We start from the raw sequence: 16,592 nt of genomic DNA on the forward strand, positions 1-16,592 counted from the left end.
CATGAGCCTGCTGACTGTCAGCGATCTTCAGACCCATTTCAAACTGCCCAAGGGCGTGCTGCGCGCCGTCGATGGTGTGTCGTTCAGCATTGCCAAGGGCGAGACCGTCGGCCTGGTCGGCGAATCGGGCTGCGGCAAATCCACCTTGGGCCGCAGCCTGCTGCGGCTGGAGACACCGACGGCCGGCCAGGTGGCGCTGGACGGCGAAGACATTCTGCCGCTACAAGGCGCGCGCTTGCGCAGCCTGCGCAAGCGCATGCAGATGATCTTCCAGGACCCGTTCGCGTCGCTCAACCCGCGCCACAGCATCGGCAGCATTCTGGAGACGCCGCTGCAGGTGCATGGCCTGGGTGACCGTGCCCAGCGCCGCCGCCAGGTGGAACGCCTGCTTGACCGCGTGGGCCTGCCGCGCAGTGCGCTGGGCCGGTACCCGCATGAGTTTTCGGGCGGCCAGCGCCAGCGCCTGGGCATTGCCCGCGCGCTGATGCTGCAGCCCGATCTGGTGGTCTGCGACGAGCCGGTCTCGGCGCTGGACCTGTCGATCCAGGCGCAGATCCTGAACCTGCTGGTCGAGATGAAGCGCGAGTTTGGCCTGTCCTACCTGTTCATCTCGCATGACCTGTCGGTCGTGCAGTACTTTGCCGACCGGGTGCTGGTGATGTACCTGGGCCGCATCGTCGAGAGTGCCGACCGCCGCAGCCTGTGGAGCGCTCCGCGCCACCCCTACACCCAGGCGCTGCTCGATGCGGTACCGGACCCGAGCCGGCACCGCCAGGTCGCCCCGTTGGGCGGCGACCTGCCCAGCCCGCAGAACCTGCCCAGCGGCTGCCGCTTTCATCCGCGCTGCCCGCGCGCCACCGCGCTGTGCACCACGCAGGAGCCGCTGCTCAGCGACAGCGGCAACGGCCACCTGGTGGCCTGCCACCATCCGCAGGCTCCGCAGACCGCTGACACGCGGACCTCCGTCATCTCTTTTGTCCACTAACCCTTTGTTGTCTCCATTGCCATGACCTACCGTTATCTCGGCCGCAGCGGCCTCAAGGTTTCTCGCCTCGCACTGGGCACCATGATGTTCGGCGGCCCGACCGATGAGCAGACTGCGCACGCCATCATCGCCACGGCCAAGTCCCAGGGCATCAACTTCATCGACACGGCCGACGTCTACCAAAAGGGCGTGACCGAGCAGGTGGTGGGCCGCGCGCTGGCCAAGGACCGCCATGACTGGGTGCTGGCCACCAAGTTCGGCAACCCGCTGGGCGAGGGCCCGAACCGGCGCGGCACCTCGCGCAAATGGATCATCGAATCGGTCGACAACAGCCTGCGCCGCCTGGGTACCGACTACATCGACCTGCTGTACTTTCACCGCGCCGATTTCGACGCGCCGCTGGGCGAGGCAGTGCGCGCCATTGGCGACCTGGTGCGCGCGGGCAAGCTGCGCTATTTCGGGCTGTCCAACTTTCGCGGTTGGCGCATTGCCGAGGTGGCGCACCTGGCCGACGCCGAAGGCATCGACCGCCCCATCGCCAGCCAGCCGCTCTACAACATCGTCAACCGCACGGCCGAGGCCGAGCAGCTGCCCGCTGCCGCCGCCTATGGGCTGGGCGTGGTCTCGTACAGCCCGCTGGCCCGGGGCGTGCTGACCGCCAAGTACCCGAGTGTGGAAGCGGCCGAGCCCGGCTCGCGCGCCGCGCGGCTGGACAAGCGCATGCTGGAGACCGAATGGCGCCCCGAGTCCATCGACATTGCCGCCGAGATCAAGCGGCATACCGACGAGCGCGGCATCAGCCCGGTGGACTTTGCGCTGGCCTGGGTGCTGAACAACCGCCTGGTGACTGCCGCCATCGCCGGCCCGCGCACGCCCGAGCAATGGGACGGCTATATCCGCGCGCTCGATTACCAGTTCACCGCTGATGACGAGGCCCTGGTCAACCGCCTGGTGGCCGCCGGCCACCCTTCCACCTTGGGCTTTACCGACCCCGGCCACCCGGTCGAAGGCCGTGTGCCCTATGTCGCGGCTGCCCCGGCCCCCACCCCAGCGGCCGCTTAAACCCACCAGGTCCACCGCCATGAATGCCTCTGTTCCCCCCCTGCGCTCCAGCCGCCCCAGCCGGGATGACCTGCTGGCCCGCCTGCCCCAGCTGGCGGCCGATATCGGCCAAGGTGCTGCACAGCGCGAGCTGCTGCGCGAGCCGCCCTGGGCGGCGTTTGACCTGCTTCGCGCATCGGGCCTGGGCGGCCTGCGCATTGGCCGTGAACAGGGCGGACCGGGCGGATCGGTGGCCGATGTGGTCGAGGTGGTCAGCACCCTGGCTGCTGCCGATTCCAACGTGGCCCATGCGCTGCGCACCCACTTCAACACCACCGAGCTACTGCGGCTGGATACCAAGCCCTCGCCCCTGGCCCAGCGCCAGAACGCCTGGGCCCTGCAGGGCAAGCTGTTTGGTGGCGCCTTTACCGAGCTGGGCACGGCGCGCGCCGGCATCAGCACCTCCACCCTGCTGCGCGATGGCGCCCATCACCGCTTGAATGGCAAGAAGTACTACGCCACCGGCACGGCCTATGCGGATTACTTCAATGTGTTTGCGGTCAACGACGAGGGCCAGGGCGTCAATGCCGTGATCCCCGTGCAGCGCGAAGGGGTGCGGGTGCTCGACGACTGGGACGGCATGGGCCAGCGGCTGACCGCCAGCGGCAGCCTGGAGCTGAACCATGTGCTGGTCTATGACGACGAAATCAGCCCCGGTGCGCGCGACAACCTGGCGGGCCGCCATGCCTCTGCGCTGCGCCAGCTGATCCTGGTGGCGACTGCCGCCGGCATTGTGCGCAATATCCTGGCCGATGCACGCCACTATGTGCTGCAGCTGGGCAGGCCTGCGATGCACAGCCCGGCCGAGCGCTCACGCGACGACCATTTTGTGCAGGCCGTCGTCGGCGAGCTGGCCGCCGCCAGCTATGCGATCGATGCGCTCATCAGCGCCAACGCCCGCCAGCTCGACCAGGGCGCCTATGCCATCGTGCACGCCCCGCAGAGTGCGGACGACGCCGTGCTGCAAGGCGCGCTGGCCACCGCCCAGACCCAGCTGGTCGTCAGCCGCCTGGCGCTGAATGCCGGCGAGCGCCTGTTCGAAGTGGGCGGCGCCTCCGCCACCTCGCGCCAGCTGAACCTGGACCGCCACTGGCGCAACCTGCGCACCATCTTCAGCCACAACCCTTTGCTGCACAAAACCCGGGTGGTGGGGGACTATGTGCTCAATGGCACGCGCACGCATCTGGAGGAGGGGCGGGTGTTTTGAACCGGTGCGGCGTGGGTGTTGCAGGCATGGTTAATTTTTGCAAATAAATTTACAAAATGCGTCATGTTTAACCAAATCAATTACATTCGCCCAGGTCAGTGAAAGATTCCCAGGAACCCCATGATCTGCAACCGCCACACGCGCCATCCATCCGCCCGCTTCCGTCTTCTCTCGATTGCCTTGCTCTGCAGCCTGGCATCGGGCAGTTGGGCCGCCTGCAGTGACATTCCCTCCGGCAACCCGGCGCTGACGGCCACGGCAGGCAGCACCTGCAATGCGAGCCTCACGGCATACGGCGGCAACAATGTCGCCGGTGCCACCGGCGATGGATCGGTGTTGAACCTGCTGGCCGGCACCAGCCTCATCACCAGTACCGGCAGCACTTACACCTTGAGCTCGGGCGGTTTGAACAGTGGTGGCGTGGCAGCGGAGCCTGCCTCCTTGGTGCATGCGCTGGGGAACCTCAGCCTCACGTCGCGGGGCAACAACAGCCGCGCCCTCTATATCTACTCCGGTGCCAATGCCGCCAATGTGCTCAACAAAGTGCAGGTCGATGGCAACCTGGTGGCGATGCGCGCGGGCAGCTCGGGAGGCGCGGTAGTTCAGAACACCGGAGGGGTGATTGAGGTCACAGGCAGCACCCGTCTGGGCGCCGATGCCTCGACCACGGCACCCGCACCGGTGGACGGCATCCGCAACGGTGCCTCCGGCGGCACCACAGGGAGCAACTTCTTCCGCAATGGACTGACCATTTATTCCGCAGCCACCGGCATTTCCAACAGCGCCGGTCTGGTGCAGGTACTGGGCGCTGCTGCAAGCATCAACAGCACGGCAGGCGCCGCCATCAATATCTCGGCCGGCACGGTCGATATGCCTGTGCCAGCCACCATTACCAGCGGCACAGGCACGGCGATTCTCGCCAGCGGTGGGCAGGTGGCATTGGGCAACAGCGCACCTACATCGGCCACACCAGCAGTGGGCACCAGCCTGGTCAGCATTGGCACGCAGAGCGTGACGGTACAGGGCGCCAACGGCATCCAGGCCAGCGCACCAGGCGGCAACACCGTGCAGATGCAAGGCGGTAGCGTGGCCGCCAACACGGGCGATGCGATCTCGGTGAACGCACCGGCTGCGGCGAACAGCATCCATATCCAGGCCGGCCAGCTGACTGCCAGCGCAGGCCGCGCGATCTTTGATGGCCCCGGCAATGGCAATACGAGCGTGACTTTGGACAGCGCTGCCCAGGTCAGCGGAAGCATTGTGCTGGGCGATGGCTCGGACAGTCTGACGATCCATGGCACGGACATCAGCCAGATCACCTTGATCGATGGCGGCGATGACGTGTCCACCGCAGACGGCTATGTGGACCGCCTGACCCTGGCGGCCATCAACGGCCCGCAGCCGGCCGCCAAGTTTCTGAACTGGGAACGCATCAGTCTGGAAGGCAACAGCGACCTGACGTTGACCGGCAGCAGCCTGGCCACTGGCAGCGGCGCGCTGGCGGGTGAGGCGATGGGCCTGGTCGTCAACGTGGGCAATACGCTGCGCATCCAGGATGCCGCGTTTTCGGTCCATGGTGATCTGGGCAACCAGGGCCAGGTGGTGCTGTCCAACAGCCAGGCAGGCGATGTGTTGACCGTCACCGGCAACTACGCCGGTGGTGGCGGCCTGGCGCTGGATGTCGTTTTGGGCGACAGCAGCTCGGCAGCAGACCATCTGGTGGTGCAGGGCAATACCGATGCAACGCCCACCACCTTGGCCATCAGCAACCTCGGCGGCACAGGTGCTGCCACCAGCGGCAATGGCATTTTGCTGGTGCAAGTGGCTGGCAGCTCTGCCGCCAATGCCTTCACGCTGCCAGCGCCCGGCTATATCGACGCAGGTGGCTTCCGCTACCAGCTGGCCCAGGTGGGCAGCAACTGGTACCTGCAGGCCAGGGCCGCCGTCGTGACCGACCCGGGTACCCCGCCGATTCCGGAAGTGCCCCAGGTGCCGGATACCGCCACCAATCTGGCAAGGGTGCCTACCTTGGGCGGATGGGCGCTGATGCTGCTGTCGTCGATGGCTGCTCTGTTCGGCATGGTCCAAATCCGCAGGCGCCAGCGCTGATCCCACCCACAACAAAAAAAGGCCCGTCAGCGCGAGACTGACGGGCCTTTTTTTATAGGCAAAGTGGCCGCTGCATTGCAACGGCCTGCCGCTTACTGCTCCGCCGCCGTCTGCGCCCGCACATCAAACTCCACCTTCCAGCGCTCGCTGCCGCCCACGGGCACGGCATTGAGCTCCAAGGTGCCGATGTCGGTCACGCGGGCATGCAGGATGACGGGGACGACCTCGCCATTGGCGCGGCCTTCGGCGGGCAGGTTCAGCTCGATCTCCTGCAGCTCCAGCAGCTCTTCGGGGCCCCAGAAATCGAGCATCGTGCCAACGGTATCGCTGCGGCGCACGCTGGAGCCGAAGAAGCGCATGCGCACCGGCTCGCCCACGACCAGGCCAAACTCCTGCGTATCGAGCGCCGCCTCGCTGCCCTCTTCCATGCCAAACGGTGCCAGGCACAGCGCAGACATGGGGGGCTCCATGCCGGGGATCGCCGGCATGTTGGACTCGACGCCGACGTAGTAGGACTGCGCGGTGCCGCCACGGATGCGCACACCCCGGCCTTCGCGCACATGGCCGTAGTAGGCAGCGCCACGGGCCACAGCCAGGTCCAGGTTGGCGCCGTCCAGCAGGCGTGCGGGGGCAGCGCCTTCAGCGGCCAGCCAGCTGTTCAGCACTTCGGTGATGCGCTGCTCGATCTGCGGGGCCTTGAGCACGCCGCCGTTGAACAGGATCGCGGTGGGGTGCAGAAAGCTGGCGCCTTCGGGCTGGGTGCCCTGCAGGCCGTCGATCTGCTCGGTCACGCCGGCCTGGCGCGACAGGAAAGCGGCCAGGTGGCGGGTCACCGCAGCATCTTGCGCATAGGGCAGACCCAGCTGGGTCAGCGCGCCACGCGCGCGGCTGATGGGCTTGTCGCTGACAGCGACCTGGGGGAAGAAGCCTTCGACCAGGGTGGCCAGCACTTCGCTGCGGGTCACCTCGGTGCGGATGCTGCCGCCGATCAGCTTGCTGCCCCGGCTGGGCACCACCACGGGTACGGATTGCAGCGCCTCATCGGACAGCAGCTGCTCCTTGGCGGCGCGGCAGCCATGGGCCAGTGCGCGGGTTTGCCAGGCGTCGAGCTGCTTGCCCTCTTGCGCCAGCTTGCGCGCCACGGCATAGGCCAGCGCCAGATCCATGTTGTCGCCGCCCAGCAGGATGTGCTCGCCCACGGCCACGCGCTGCAAGGCCAGGTTGCCATCGCGCTCCAGCACGGCGATCAGCGACAGGTCGGTGGTGCCACCGCCCACGTCCACGACGAGAATCACATCGCCGCTTTGCACTTGCTTGCGCCAGCCGCCACCGCTGGCCTGAATCCAGCTGTAGAGCGCGGCTTGCGGCTCTTCGAGCAGGCTGAGCTTTTGAAAGCCGGCCGCCTTGCAGGCCTCGGCCGTCAGCTCACGCGCGGCCGGGTCAAAGGATGCGGGAATGGTGACAGTGATGTCCTGCGCATCGAACGGCGCCTCGGGGTGGGCCTGCTCCCAGGCCCAGCGCAGGTGCGACAGGTAGCGGATCGAGGCCGTCAGCGGCGAGACGCGGTGCACCTCGGCCGGGGCATCGGCCGGCAGCAGCGGGCTGCGGCGGTCCACACCGGGGTGGCACAGCCAGCTCTTGGCGCTGGAGACCAGGCGGATCGGTGTGGCCGCGCCGCGCGAGCGGGCAAACTCGCCCACGACAAAATCCTGCTGCGCGCCCCAGGGCAGCGCCATGTCGGCGGCGTTCAGCTCGCTCTCATGGGGCAGGTACAGGAAAGACGGCAGCAGCGGCCGCGCCTCGATGCTGGCGGGCGCCGTAAGTTGGGGGATGGCCAGCACATGCTGGACCAGGTGGTCGCCATCGCTGGCACTCTTGTCCACATAGGACAGCGCGCAGTGCGTGGTCCCCAGGTCGATACCGATGCTGAATTGGGCTGGTGCTTGCATGGTTTACAGCTCCACTTCGGCCTGGGCCAGCACCTTGGCGGCGGCGGTGTCGGTCAGTTGGGGCAGCTTGACCTCGGTCACCTGCCAACCCCGGTGGCCCAGCGTGCCGGTGAACGGGGCCTGGCCCACGACATTGCCGGTCAGGCGCACGGCTGCGGCATCAAAGCCGGCCTGCAAGGTGATGCGGCTGCCTTCGGCCTCGGCACGCACAGGGGCCAGCGCGAAGTGCTCGCGCAGCACCTTGCGGCAGCCTTCGTGCACCACGCGGGCGGCGGCGCCAATCTCGGCATCGGTGTAGGGCGCCACGTCTTCCTGGATAAAGTCGACAAAGCGGGCCTCGCGCTGGAGCAGGCCCAGCAGCTGCAAAGCAGCGGTCTCGGTGGGCAACTGCACGGTTTTTTCAACCAGCTTCTCGACGAGCTTTTCCACGGGCACTTCGACCCGCTTCTCTACCGTCTTCTCGACGATTTTCTCGACCGGCACTTCAATGCGGACTTCGACGATCTTCTCGACCGGGACTTCGACACGCACTTCCTGCGGTGGCACGTCGGCTGCCAGGCGCTCACCGCCACGCACACGCTGCACATCGGCCGCCAGGCGGCCATTGCCCAGAATGGCAAAGAAGCTGCCGATCGCAATGGCGATACGGCTGAAAAAAGATGGGGGGGTGTTGTTCATGGAGGCACCAACAGACACCCGCCAGGGCGCTGTGGCGCTGCGCGGTCAGGGCCGGGGCAGCTGCGTAGCGCAGGCGGGTGGTTTTAAAAACGGGGTTTGCGGCAAGCGCAGGGCCTGGGCTCTACAGCCGGCGGCCAGCCCGCAAAACCGGGGATTTTACCGGCTGGCCCTATGCCCCCGCGCCATGCACCAGCAAGCGGTGGATAAGCATCCCGGAGGGCGATAGCGAAGGGAACGGCTTAAAACTGGTAGGTCACGTTGACGCCACTGGCCCAGTTGCGTCCCATTGCGCTTTCAAAATAGCGCTGGTTGCCATCGTTGACGATGACCGAGCCGATGTAGTGCTTGTCGAACACATTGTTGACCCGTGCAAACGCAGCCAGGGTCCAGCGCGGGGCGATCTGTGCGCGGTAGCCGAGGCTGAGGGCGGTGGTGGCATAGCCGGGGGCGGCCTGGGTATTGGCATCGTTGGCCTGCACATTGGAGCTGGCCTGCACACCCATGCCGACCGTCCAGGCCGGCGCAAAGTGCCAGTCGGCACCCAGGTAGGCGTTGTGGCGGGCCAGGCCCGGCAGGCGCTGGCCGGCGATGCCGCTGCCCGAATCCTCGCGGAAGCGCGCATCCAGCCAGGTATAGGCGGCGCGCAATTGCCAGTCGCGCACAAGGTCCAGCTGGGCCGACAGCTCCACGCCCTGGCGGCGGGTCTTGCCGGCATTGCGGTAGGTGGTGCGGCCGCCGGCGCTTTGGTCGGTCACGATCTCATCACTGCTGTGCGACTGGAACAGCGCCGCGCTCCAGAGCCCGCGCAGCGCATCGCCGCGCAGCTGCTGGCGGTAGCCCAGCTCCCACTGCGTGCTGCTGGTGGGACGCAGATCGGTGTTGAGGCCCGAGCCGCTGTTGCGGTAGGACATCTCGGTGATGCTGGGCGTCTCAAAGCCGCGCCCTACGCTGGCGTACACCGTCTGTTGCGGGCTGAGCTGGTACGACAGCGAAGCGACCGGCAGCAGCTTGCTGTGGCGGCTGCTGCCGCTGTCGTCGCCATTGCCGGGGCGGATGTAGTAGTCGTCCGAGCTGAAGCGCACCCGGCTGTAACGCAGGCCGGTGTCCAGGCTCCAGCGGGGCGCCAGTTGCCAGCGCGCCTGCACAAAGGGGTCGGTGCTGCTGACCTTGTTTTTCTCATCGCGGCGCAGCTGGCCGCGCACGCCCAAGGTGTTGCCGACAAAGTTCTCGTAGCCCTGGCGGTCTTCGGTCATCTGCTGCAGGTCGAGCCCCGCGCTCAGCTGCAGCGGCACGATGGTGTCGAACTCACCCACCCAGACCAGGCGGGCACCGGCATAGTCACGCGCCATGTCGATCACGCCGCCGGCGTGGCCCGGCGCCAGCTGTGGCGCCTTGGGGATGGACTGGTACTGCAGCATGCTGCGGTGGCCGTAGTAGGCAGACAGGCTCAGGCTTTGCCGGGCATTGATGCGCAGGTCATAGGTGGCGCCCAGCTGCTGCTGCTCCAGCGACTTGCGCGTGTTGTACTGGTTGGCCACGCTGCTGGCCTGGCGCGGATCGGCCTGCCACTGCGCCATGGTCAGGCCCTGCGGGTCCTGCGCATCGCCCCGGGTGTGGTTGGCCACCAGGGTCAGCTTGTCGTCATGCGCCAGCGGAATCACCAGCTTGGCATTGAGCAGGTTGCGGTCGGCAGCGCTGTGCTCGCGGTAGCCATCGGTCATGAAGCGGCTGGTGCTCAGCACATAGCCCATGCCGCCATCGGTCTGGCCGCTGGCCTTCAGGCTGTAGCGCTGCTGGCCATCGCTGCCTACGCTCGCGCCAGTTTCCAGCTTCAGGGGGCCTTGCGGGTCTTCGGTGTAAAAGCTCAGCACACCGCCCGAGGCATTGCCGTACAGCGCCGAATACGGGCCGCGCAGCACCTCCACCCGCTCCAGGCTGGAGATATCGACATTCGAGGTCTGGCCCTGGCCATCGGGCATCGTCGCCGGTATGCCATCGACATACAGGCGCACGCCGCGCACACCAAAGGTGGAGCGCGCGCCATAGCCGCGCACGCTCAGCTGCAGATCCTGGGCGTAGTTGTTGCGGTTGTTCAGGGTCAGGCCGGGCACGCTGCCCAGCGCTTCGGACAGGTTGACCTGCATCTGCCGATCCTGCAGCTCGCGGCCTTCCACCACATTGGCCGAGGCGGGCAGGCGCAGCAGGTCCGCGGTGCCAACAGCCGAGCGCACCGACACGGTCGGCAACGTGGCTTCGGCAGCGGGAGTTTCAGGGGTGGAAGGTGTTGCTGGTGCCGTTTGTGCAGCGGCGGACAAGGCGCACAGCAGCGCAGCGGCCCCGGCCACAGGGCGCAGGGGCGAGAAAGAAAAGGCGTGGATCGGCATAGAGGCCCGTATTTTCTTACAGCGCCCCAAGGGATGGGAAATTTGGTACAGAAACCCCTAACACCCTCTGAGACAAACCCTGCGCTACAGTTTTTGCGGCTCCCACCAGCTCGGCAGCAATGCGCGCACCTGGGCGCGGTGAAAGCGGTCGTCGATCAGCACCACCACGCCCCGGTCGTCCTCGCTGCGAATCACCCGCCCGGCGGCTTGCACCACCTTACGCAGGCCCGGGTAGAGGTAGGTGTAGTCATAGGCCTTGGCAGCGCCAAAGCGCTGGGCCATCGCCTGCTGCATATGCGTGTTGATGGGGTTGACCTGGGGCAGGCCCAGCGTGGCGATAAAGGCGCCAATCAGCCGGTTGCCCGGCAAGTCCACCCCTTCTGAAAACGCCCCGCCCAGCACCGCCAGGCCAATGCCCTGCCCGGCCTCGTCAAAGCGCGCCAAAAAGGCGGCGCGCCCGGCATCGTCCATCGCCGAGGTCTGGCAGAACAGCGGCAGCTGCGGGTGCAGGCGCTGCATGCATTCGGCGGCGCGCTGCAGGTAATCAAAGCTGCTGAAAAAGCACAGGTAGTTGCCTGGCTGGCGGGCAAACTGCGCCGCGACCAGCTCGGCAATTGGCGCCAGCGACTGCGCCCGGTCCTGGTAGCGGGTGGAGATATGCCCGGCAATCTGCACCTGCAGCTGCGCGGCCTGGAAGGGCGAGGGCACATCCACCCACTGCGTGGCGGGCGGCAGGCCCAGCAGATCCTGGTAGAAGGCCTGCGGCCCCAGGGTGCCGGAGAACAGCACCGTGGCGCAGGCGGCGGTATGGCGCGCGGCCAGGTGCGGTGCGGGCACGACATTGCGGATGCAGAGCGTGGACATCGGCCCCCGGCGGCCGGACGCCGCGCTGCGCCACAAACTGGTATCAAACAGCGCATGCGGCCCCAGCTGCTCGGCCAGGTTCAGCCAGGACAGCGCTTCCAGGTAAAAGCCCAGTACCGCATCGCCGGGCAGCATGGGACTGTCGCCCTGGGCCTGGGCAATGGCGGCCACGGCGCGCTGCACGGCGCCCAGCAGGCCGGGCGGCAGTTCGGGGTAGACCTGGTAGTCCTGGCCGCCTTCTTGCTGGGCCTTGTTCAGCGCGTTCCATTGCCGGTTCAAGGCATCCAGCGATTTCTTGACCGGGCCGGCCGCCGCCTTGCGCGCCGCAGCCAGGGTGTGCTGCGGCAGCTCGGCCGTGTACATGCGGCGGGCGCGTTCGAGCAGGTTGTGGGCCTCGTCCACCAGCACGCCCACCTTCCACTGGTGGGCCTGGGTCAGCGCATACAGCATGGCGGCGCTGTCGTAAAAGTAGTGGTAGTCGCCGACGACCACATCGCTCCAGCGCGCCAGCTCCTGGGTCAGGTAATAGGGGCAGACCTGGTGCTGCAGCGCCAGGCTGCGCACCTTGTCGGGCGTCAGCATCGGCTCCTGCGCCAGCGCCTGGGCGCGGGCGGCAGGCAGGCGGTCGTAAAAGCCCCGGGCCAGCGGGCAGGATTCGCCATGGCAGGCCTTGTCCGGGTGCTCGCAGCTTTTGTCGCGCGCCTGCAGATCGACCACGCGCAGCGGCACCGCGCCCGCCTGGCCATGCAGTGCCGTCTGCAACAGGCCCAGCGCATGCAGGGCCAGCCGGTGGCCGGTGGTCTTGGCAGTCAGAAAAAACAGCTTGTCCAGCCCCTGCGCCGCACTGGCCTTGAGCATCGGAAAAATCGTGGCCACGGTCTTGCCAATGCCGGTGGGTGCCTGCGCCATCAAACAACTGCCGCCGCCCGCCTGCAAGCCTGCCTGCGCCGTGCGGTACACCGCTACCGACAGCGCCCGCTGCCCGGTGCGGAACTGCGCAAACGGAAAGCGCAGCGCCGTGAGCGCCGCATCGCGCGCGCTGCGGTGCACGGCCTCGCTGCGCGCCCAATCCAAAAACAAGCGGCACTGCTGCTCAAAAAACGCCTGCAGCTCGGCAGCGCTGTACGGCTCGGCCAGCACGGTCTCCTGCTGCGTGCCGACGTTGAAGTAGACCAGCGCTACCTTCAAGCTGGGCAGGCCCCGCTCCAGGCACAGCAGATGGCCGTAGACCTTGGCCTGCGCCCAGTGCAACGCGCGGTGGTTATCGCGCACGCTGTCGATCTGGCCCCGGTAGGTTTTGATTTCTTCGAGCTGACCCAAGGCCGGGTCAAAGCCATCGGCGCGGCCGCGCACCTGCAGGTCTTCAAAGCTGCCCGCCAGGCGCAGCTCCGCCTCATAGCCGGCGCCCCGGCGGGCACGCACCAGGCCATGGCCTTCGATGCCCTCCAGCGCCGATGGTGCAGGTGTAAAGCGCAGATCCAGATCGCCCGCGCGGGCGGTGAACTCGCACAAGGCGCGCACCGCCACGGTGTAGCTCATGCGCCCGCCTCGCGCCACTGCACATGGCAGACGCCCACGGGTATGCCATGGGCGGCGCAGTACTCCAGCCAGCGGATCTGGTTGTCCTGCAGCTTGTCGCCCGGGCCTTTGACTTCCACCAGCTGGTAGCGCCGCTCCGCCGGCCAGAACCGCACCAGGTCGGGAAAGCCCGTGCGGTTGGCCTGCAGATTGCCGAGCAGGCGCTGGAACAGCAGCTTGAGGTGCGCCGCCGGTATGCAGGCCAGCGCATGCGCCAGCAGTGCCTCAGTCAACGTGCCCCAAAACACAAACGGCGACTGCAGGCCGGCCTTGTCGGCAAAGCGCTGGCGGATCACATCGGCATAGCTGCCGTCATCGAGCATAGCCAGGCAAGCGCCAAACAGCGCCGCACGCCGCGCAACAAAATCGGGCGCATACACATCGGCCGGCCCCGCCTGAAACGGATGAAAAAATGCCCCCGGCAGTGGCGCAAAAATCGCCGGCCAGCACAGCAGGCCAAACAGCGAATTGACCAGCGCGTTCTCAACATAAAACACCGGCGCATCGTCGCGGTGCCAGTGGTCGCGCAACGCGTATTCCACCGGCATCAGGCGCAGGCCTTCGGGGGCCTCGGTGGCGTCCAGCGCTTCGCCAGCGCGCAAGGCGGCCTCCAGAGCAGCCGCATCGCTCAGCGCATCCATCGCCGCCCCACCCTGCGCCATGCGTGGCATGCGCAGCACCCGGTCCAGCGCCACATCCTCGCGCAGCTGCGCCACCTCGGGTTTGAGCGCGCGGCGGCTGGCGCTGCGCTGTCCCAGGTGGCGGCGCAGGCGCGGCAGCATGCGGGCCAGGCGCTGGCTTTCTTCATCGCTCTCGGGCTGCTGCGCGGCGGCGCTGGCCAGGGCCAGGGCCTCGTCAAAGCGCTCCATGCGTTCCAGCACGCGCATGCGGCGGTGGCGTGCGCCCGGGTAGGGGCTGGCGGCGTAGGCCTGCTCGGCCAGTGCCCAGCTTTGGCTGCGCTCGCAGGCCTGGCCCAGGCGCAGCAGCACCTTGGCATGGCGCTGCTGCAGCCAGGGGTTGGCGCTGCGCCAGGCGGCCAGCGCGTCCATCAAGGCCTGGCGGTCTTCGGCCTCATCCACCGCCTGGCGCCACTGCTGCAACTGGCGGTAGCCCTGCACATCGGCTCGGGTCTGGAAGGCGCGCGACTGCGCATCAAAGGCCACCGTCTCGTACTTGAAGATGCCCAGGTCGGCCAGCACAAACTCCGACCAGTCCTGGTGCAGATTGCCAAAGAACATCAGGCGCAGGCCTTCGGCCAGCTCAGCGATGGTGACGCGCCAGGCGGCATGCTCGGCCTGGGGGTGCCAGCGGTGGTAAGGCTGCAGCAGCTCTTCGGCTGCTTGCTCGGCACCTGGATCAGACTGCTGCGCCCATTGCGCAAGCTGAGCCAGCATGTCCGCCTTGCGCAGCGAGCGCGCCAAGCCGGCATTGGCAAAGATCTGCAGCAGCTCGGGCTTGGTGTGCAGCGCAAACAGCTCGGCCAGGGCCATGTCGGCATCGGCATCGATCCAGCCCAGCGCCAGCAGGGGCTGCGCGGCGGCATGCACATCGGGGATCTCTTCGTAGACCAGCTTGTCTGCGCGGAACCAGGGCCCGCGCCGCATCAGCATGCGCACCATCAGCGCCTGCGACTGCATCGGGGCTTGGGCAAAGTCCGCCAGAAACTGCTGCTCCTGCGCATCCAGCACATCGCCATAGCGCTGCCCCAACCACTGCAGCGCGCGCTCGAAGTTGTGCAGGTAGTAGTAGCGATGGGGGGCCAGCATGGGGATGGACACGACGATTGTTAGTGATAGCTTATCTGTATTTTTATACAGTCATTCTATCTAAGCTCCCATCGCCCCTTCTGGCCCTATGGCTCGCTCAACCGATAGCGCTATTCCACTGCTAACTGGCAGGCCATACACAAATGAGTTTGCGAATAGAAACGATTCTCATTTATTATGGTTTCATTTGATGCTGCCTTGATGCCGAGCAAAGTGTTTTCCGTTGATTCCGTGGAGGCGAGCCCACCGTGCCAAACCCAGACAGTGACATCCATCCGTTGGTGCAGGAGCACGGTGTGATGCTGCGCCACTATGCTGCACTGCAAGCGCGCTGCACGGCCCAGGTCGAAGCCCTGCGTGCTGAAGTGAAGGCGCTGCGCGCCCAGGTGACCCGGCTGCGGGCCCAGGTCATCATGCGCGACAGCGCCCTCATCTGGGAGCGCGAAGACCGGCTGCGCCACCTGTCGGCCATCGCCAACCGCGCGGCCGTGACGGCCGTGCGCCGCTGTGTGGACCCGGACGCGACGATGGAAGTGGCCGCCGTGCCCCAGCCGCCACCCGATGCCTATCTGCAGGAGCTGGGCCAGCATGCCGCCAACCTGGTGATCTGCCAGACCGGCTGCATCAGCCACGGCGGCTACTGGCGCGACCACGACCAGTGCAAGCGCCTGGGCACCACCTGCCTGCTGGAAGACCCCCAGGCCTTTGTCCCCACAGAAACCGCCAAGGCATCGCACGCCTGGGTGATGACGGCAGCCAGCGGGCCCGCCAAGGAGCAGCGATGAGTTCACGTTTTCCGTCCTCCGTATCGGGCCCGCTGCTGCTGCGCGAATGGGAACGCCTGACCCAGACCGGCGTGGAAGCCAGCCGCGACAACCGCCCCGAGCAAGCTTTGGCCTGGCATGAGCATGCGCTGCGCGTGGCGCACCAGCTGTTCCACGATGCACCGGCCGGCGTCTGCGCCGATGACCGCCTCGCCGCCTTTGTGGTCGCGCACCTGAACCTGGCCGACTGCTTCAACACCTTGAGCCAGCCGGTATCGGCCGGCGAGTGCATCCACTGCGCGCACCACCAGCTGCTGGCATTGACGCGCGACGACCATGCCAGCGCCGATCTGCGATCGGCCGCCTGCAAGCACCTGCACCACACCTTTGCCGCCTTGAACGAGCACCACAACCGCTGCGCCGCCCGCGAGCGCGAGGATGCGATGGAGCGGCAGGCCCACAGCGTTTCCATGCCTTCGGGCAACCCGCCGCCGGGCACGCTGCTGCACTGACAGCCGCCGCACCGGCATTGACCCACTGCTCTCCACCCAACGACTGACACACGATATGTCCTATACCCTCCCCAAGCTGGCCTATGCCTACGATGCCCTGGAGCCCAACATTGACGCCCAGACGATGGAGATCCACTACAGCAAGCACCACCAGACCTATGTGAACAACCTCAATGCGGCGGTTGAAGGCACCGAGTTCGCCAACCTGCCCATCGAAGCGCTGGTGGCCCAGGTGGAATCGCTGCCCGAGAAGCTGCGCCTGCCCGTGCGCAACAACGGCGGCGGCCACGCCAACCACAGCCTGTTCTGGGAAGTGATGTCGCCCAGCGGCGGCGGCCTGCCCCAAGGCGATGTGGCCAAGGCCATCGATGCCGACCTGGGTGGTTTTGAGGCGTTCAAGGATGCCTTCACCAAGGCCGCACTGAGCCGTTTTGGCAGCGGCTGGGCCTGGCTGACCGTGACCCCTGAAGGCAAGCTGGCGGTGGAAAGCAGCGCCAACCAGGACTCGCCACAGATGAAGGGCATTGGCTCGGGCAACACCCCGATCCTGGGCCTGGATGTGTGGGAGCACGCTTACTACCTGAAGTACCAAAACCGCCGCCCTGAATACATTGCCGCTTTCTACAATGTGGTGGACTGGGGCGTCGTTGCCCGCAAGTACGCCGCAGCGCTGGGCCAATAAGCCATTCCCCCAC

12 protein-coding genes are annotated in these 16,592 nt (G+C 66.8%); 7 read left to right on the forward strand and 5 right to left on the reverse strand.

Annotated elements, in window-relative coordinates:
• The first annotated feature begins 1 nt into the window (after position 1).
• From MJ205_RS16435 to MJ205_RS16450, 4 genes are all read left to right on the forward strand, one after another.
• Positions 2-985, forward strand: coding sequence for an ABC transporter ATP-binding protein (locus MJ205_RS16435; protein WP_239809443.1), 984 nt, complete (start codon positions 2-4; stop codon positions 983-985).
• Between the two features lie 21 nt (positions 986-1,006).
• Complete coding sequence (locus MJ205_RS16440) at positions 1,007-2,047, forward strand: aldo/keto reductase (protein ID WP_239809444.1); 1,041 nt, start codon at positions 1,007-1,009, stop codon at positions 2,045-2,047.
• Between the two features lie 19 nt (positions 2,048-2,066).
• Positions 2,067-3,293: an acyl-CoA dehydrogenase family protein gene (locus MJ205_RS16445; protein ID WP_239809445.1), complete on the forward strand. Its 1,227-nt coding sequence runs from the start codon at positions 2,067-2,069 to the stop codon at positions 3,291-3,293.
• Between the two features lie 120 nt (positions 3,294-3,413).
• Positions 3,414-5,402, forward strand: coding sequence for an IPTL-CTERM sorting domain-containing protein (locus MJ205_RS16450; protein ID WP_239809446.1), 1,989 nt, complete (start codon positions 3,414-3,416; stop codon positions 5,400-5,402).
• Between the two features lie 92 nt (positions 5,403-5,494).
• Here MJ205_RS16450 and MJ205_RS16455 read toward each other — a convergent pair whose 3' ends face one another.
• From MJ205_RS16455 to MJ205_RS16475, 5 genes are all read right to left on the reverse strand, one after another.
• Complete coding sequence (locus MJ205_RS16455) at positions 5,495-7,351, reverse strand: Hsp70 family protein (protein ID WP_239809447.1); 1,857 nt, start codon at positions 7,349-7,351, stop codon at positions 5,495-5,497.
• Positions 7,352-7,354: 3 nt separating this feature from the next.
• Positions 7,355-8,029: a DUF2760 domain-containing protein gene (locus tag MJ205_RS16460; protein ID WP_133857494.1), complete on the reverse strand. Its 675-nt coding sequence runs from the start codon at positions 8,027-8,029 to the stop codon at positions 7,355-7,357.
• Between the two features lie 239 nt (positions 8,030-8,268).
• Positions 8,269-10,413, reverse strand: coding sequence for a TonB-dependent receptor family protein (locus MJ205_RS16465; RefSeq protein ID WP_239809448.1), 2,145 nt, complete (start codon positions 10,411-10,413; stop codon positions 8,269-8,271).
• Positions 10,414-10,497: 84 nt separating this feature from the next.
• The gene (locus MJ205_RS16470; protein WP_239809449.1) at positions 10,498-12,816 is read right to left on the reverse strand and encodes an ATP-dependent DNA helicase; all 2,319 of its coding nucleotides are present in this window, start codon (positions 12,814-12,816) and stop codon (positions 10,498-10,500) included.
• Positions 12,813-14,621: a VRR-NUC domain-containing protein gene (locus tag MJ205_RS16475; protein ID WP_239809450.1), complete on the reverse strand. Its 1,809-nt coding sequence runs from the start codon at positions 14,619-14,621 to the stop codon at positions 12,813-12,815. Before MJ205_RS16475 ends, MJ205_RS16470 begins: the two co-directional genes overlap by 4 nt.
• 248 nt (positions 14,622-14,869) lie before the next feature.
• On the opposite strand from MJ205_RS16475, the gene MJ205_RS16480 reads away from it, so the two are divergent.
• Genes MJ205_RS16480 through MJ205_RS16490 form a run of 3 tightly spaced genes read left to right on the forward strand, consistent with a single transcriptional unit; the run spans position 14,870 to position 16,579 of the window.
• On the forward strand, positions 14,870-15,406 hold the full coding sequence (locus MJ205_RS16480) for a DUF2325 domain-containing protein (protein WP_239809451.1): 537 nt from the start codon (positions 14,870-14,872) through the stop codon (positions 15,404-15,406).
• Entirely contained in the window at positions 15,403-15,897 is a 495-nt protein-coding gene (locus MJ205_RS16485; RefSeq protein ID WP_239809452.1) for a hypothetical protein, read from the forward strand. Before MJ205_RS16480 ends, MJ205_RS16485 begins: the two co-directional genes overlap by 4 nt.
• A 55-nt stretch (positions 15,898-15,952) precedes the next feature.
• Positions 15,953-16,579, forward strand: a complete 627-nt coding sequence (locus tag MJ205_RS16490) for a superoxide dismutase (RefSeq protein ID WP_239809453.1) — start codon at positions 15,953-15,955, stop codon at positions 16,577-16,579.
• The last annotated feature ends 13 nt before the right edge of the window (positions 16,580-16,592 follow it).

Source organism: Comamonas sp. B21-038 (assembly GCF_022387135.1).
Lineage (GTDB): Bacteria > Pseudomonadota > Gammaproteobacteria > Burkholderiales > Burkholderiaceae_C > Comamonas > Comamonas sediminis.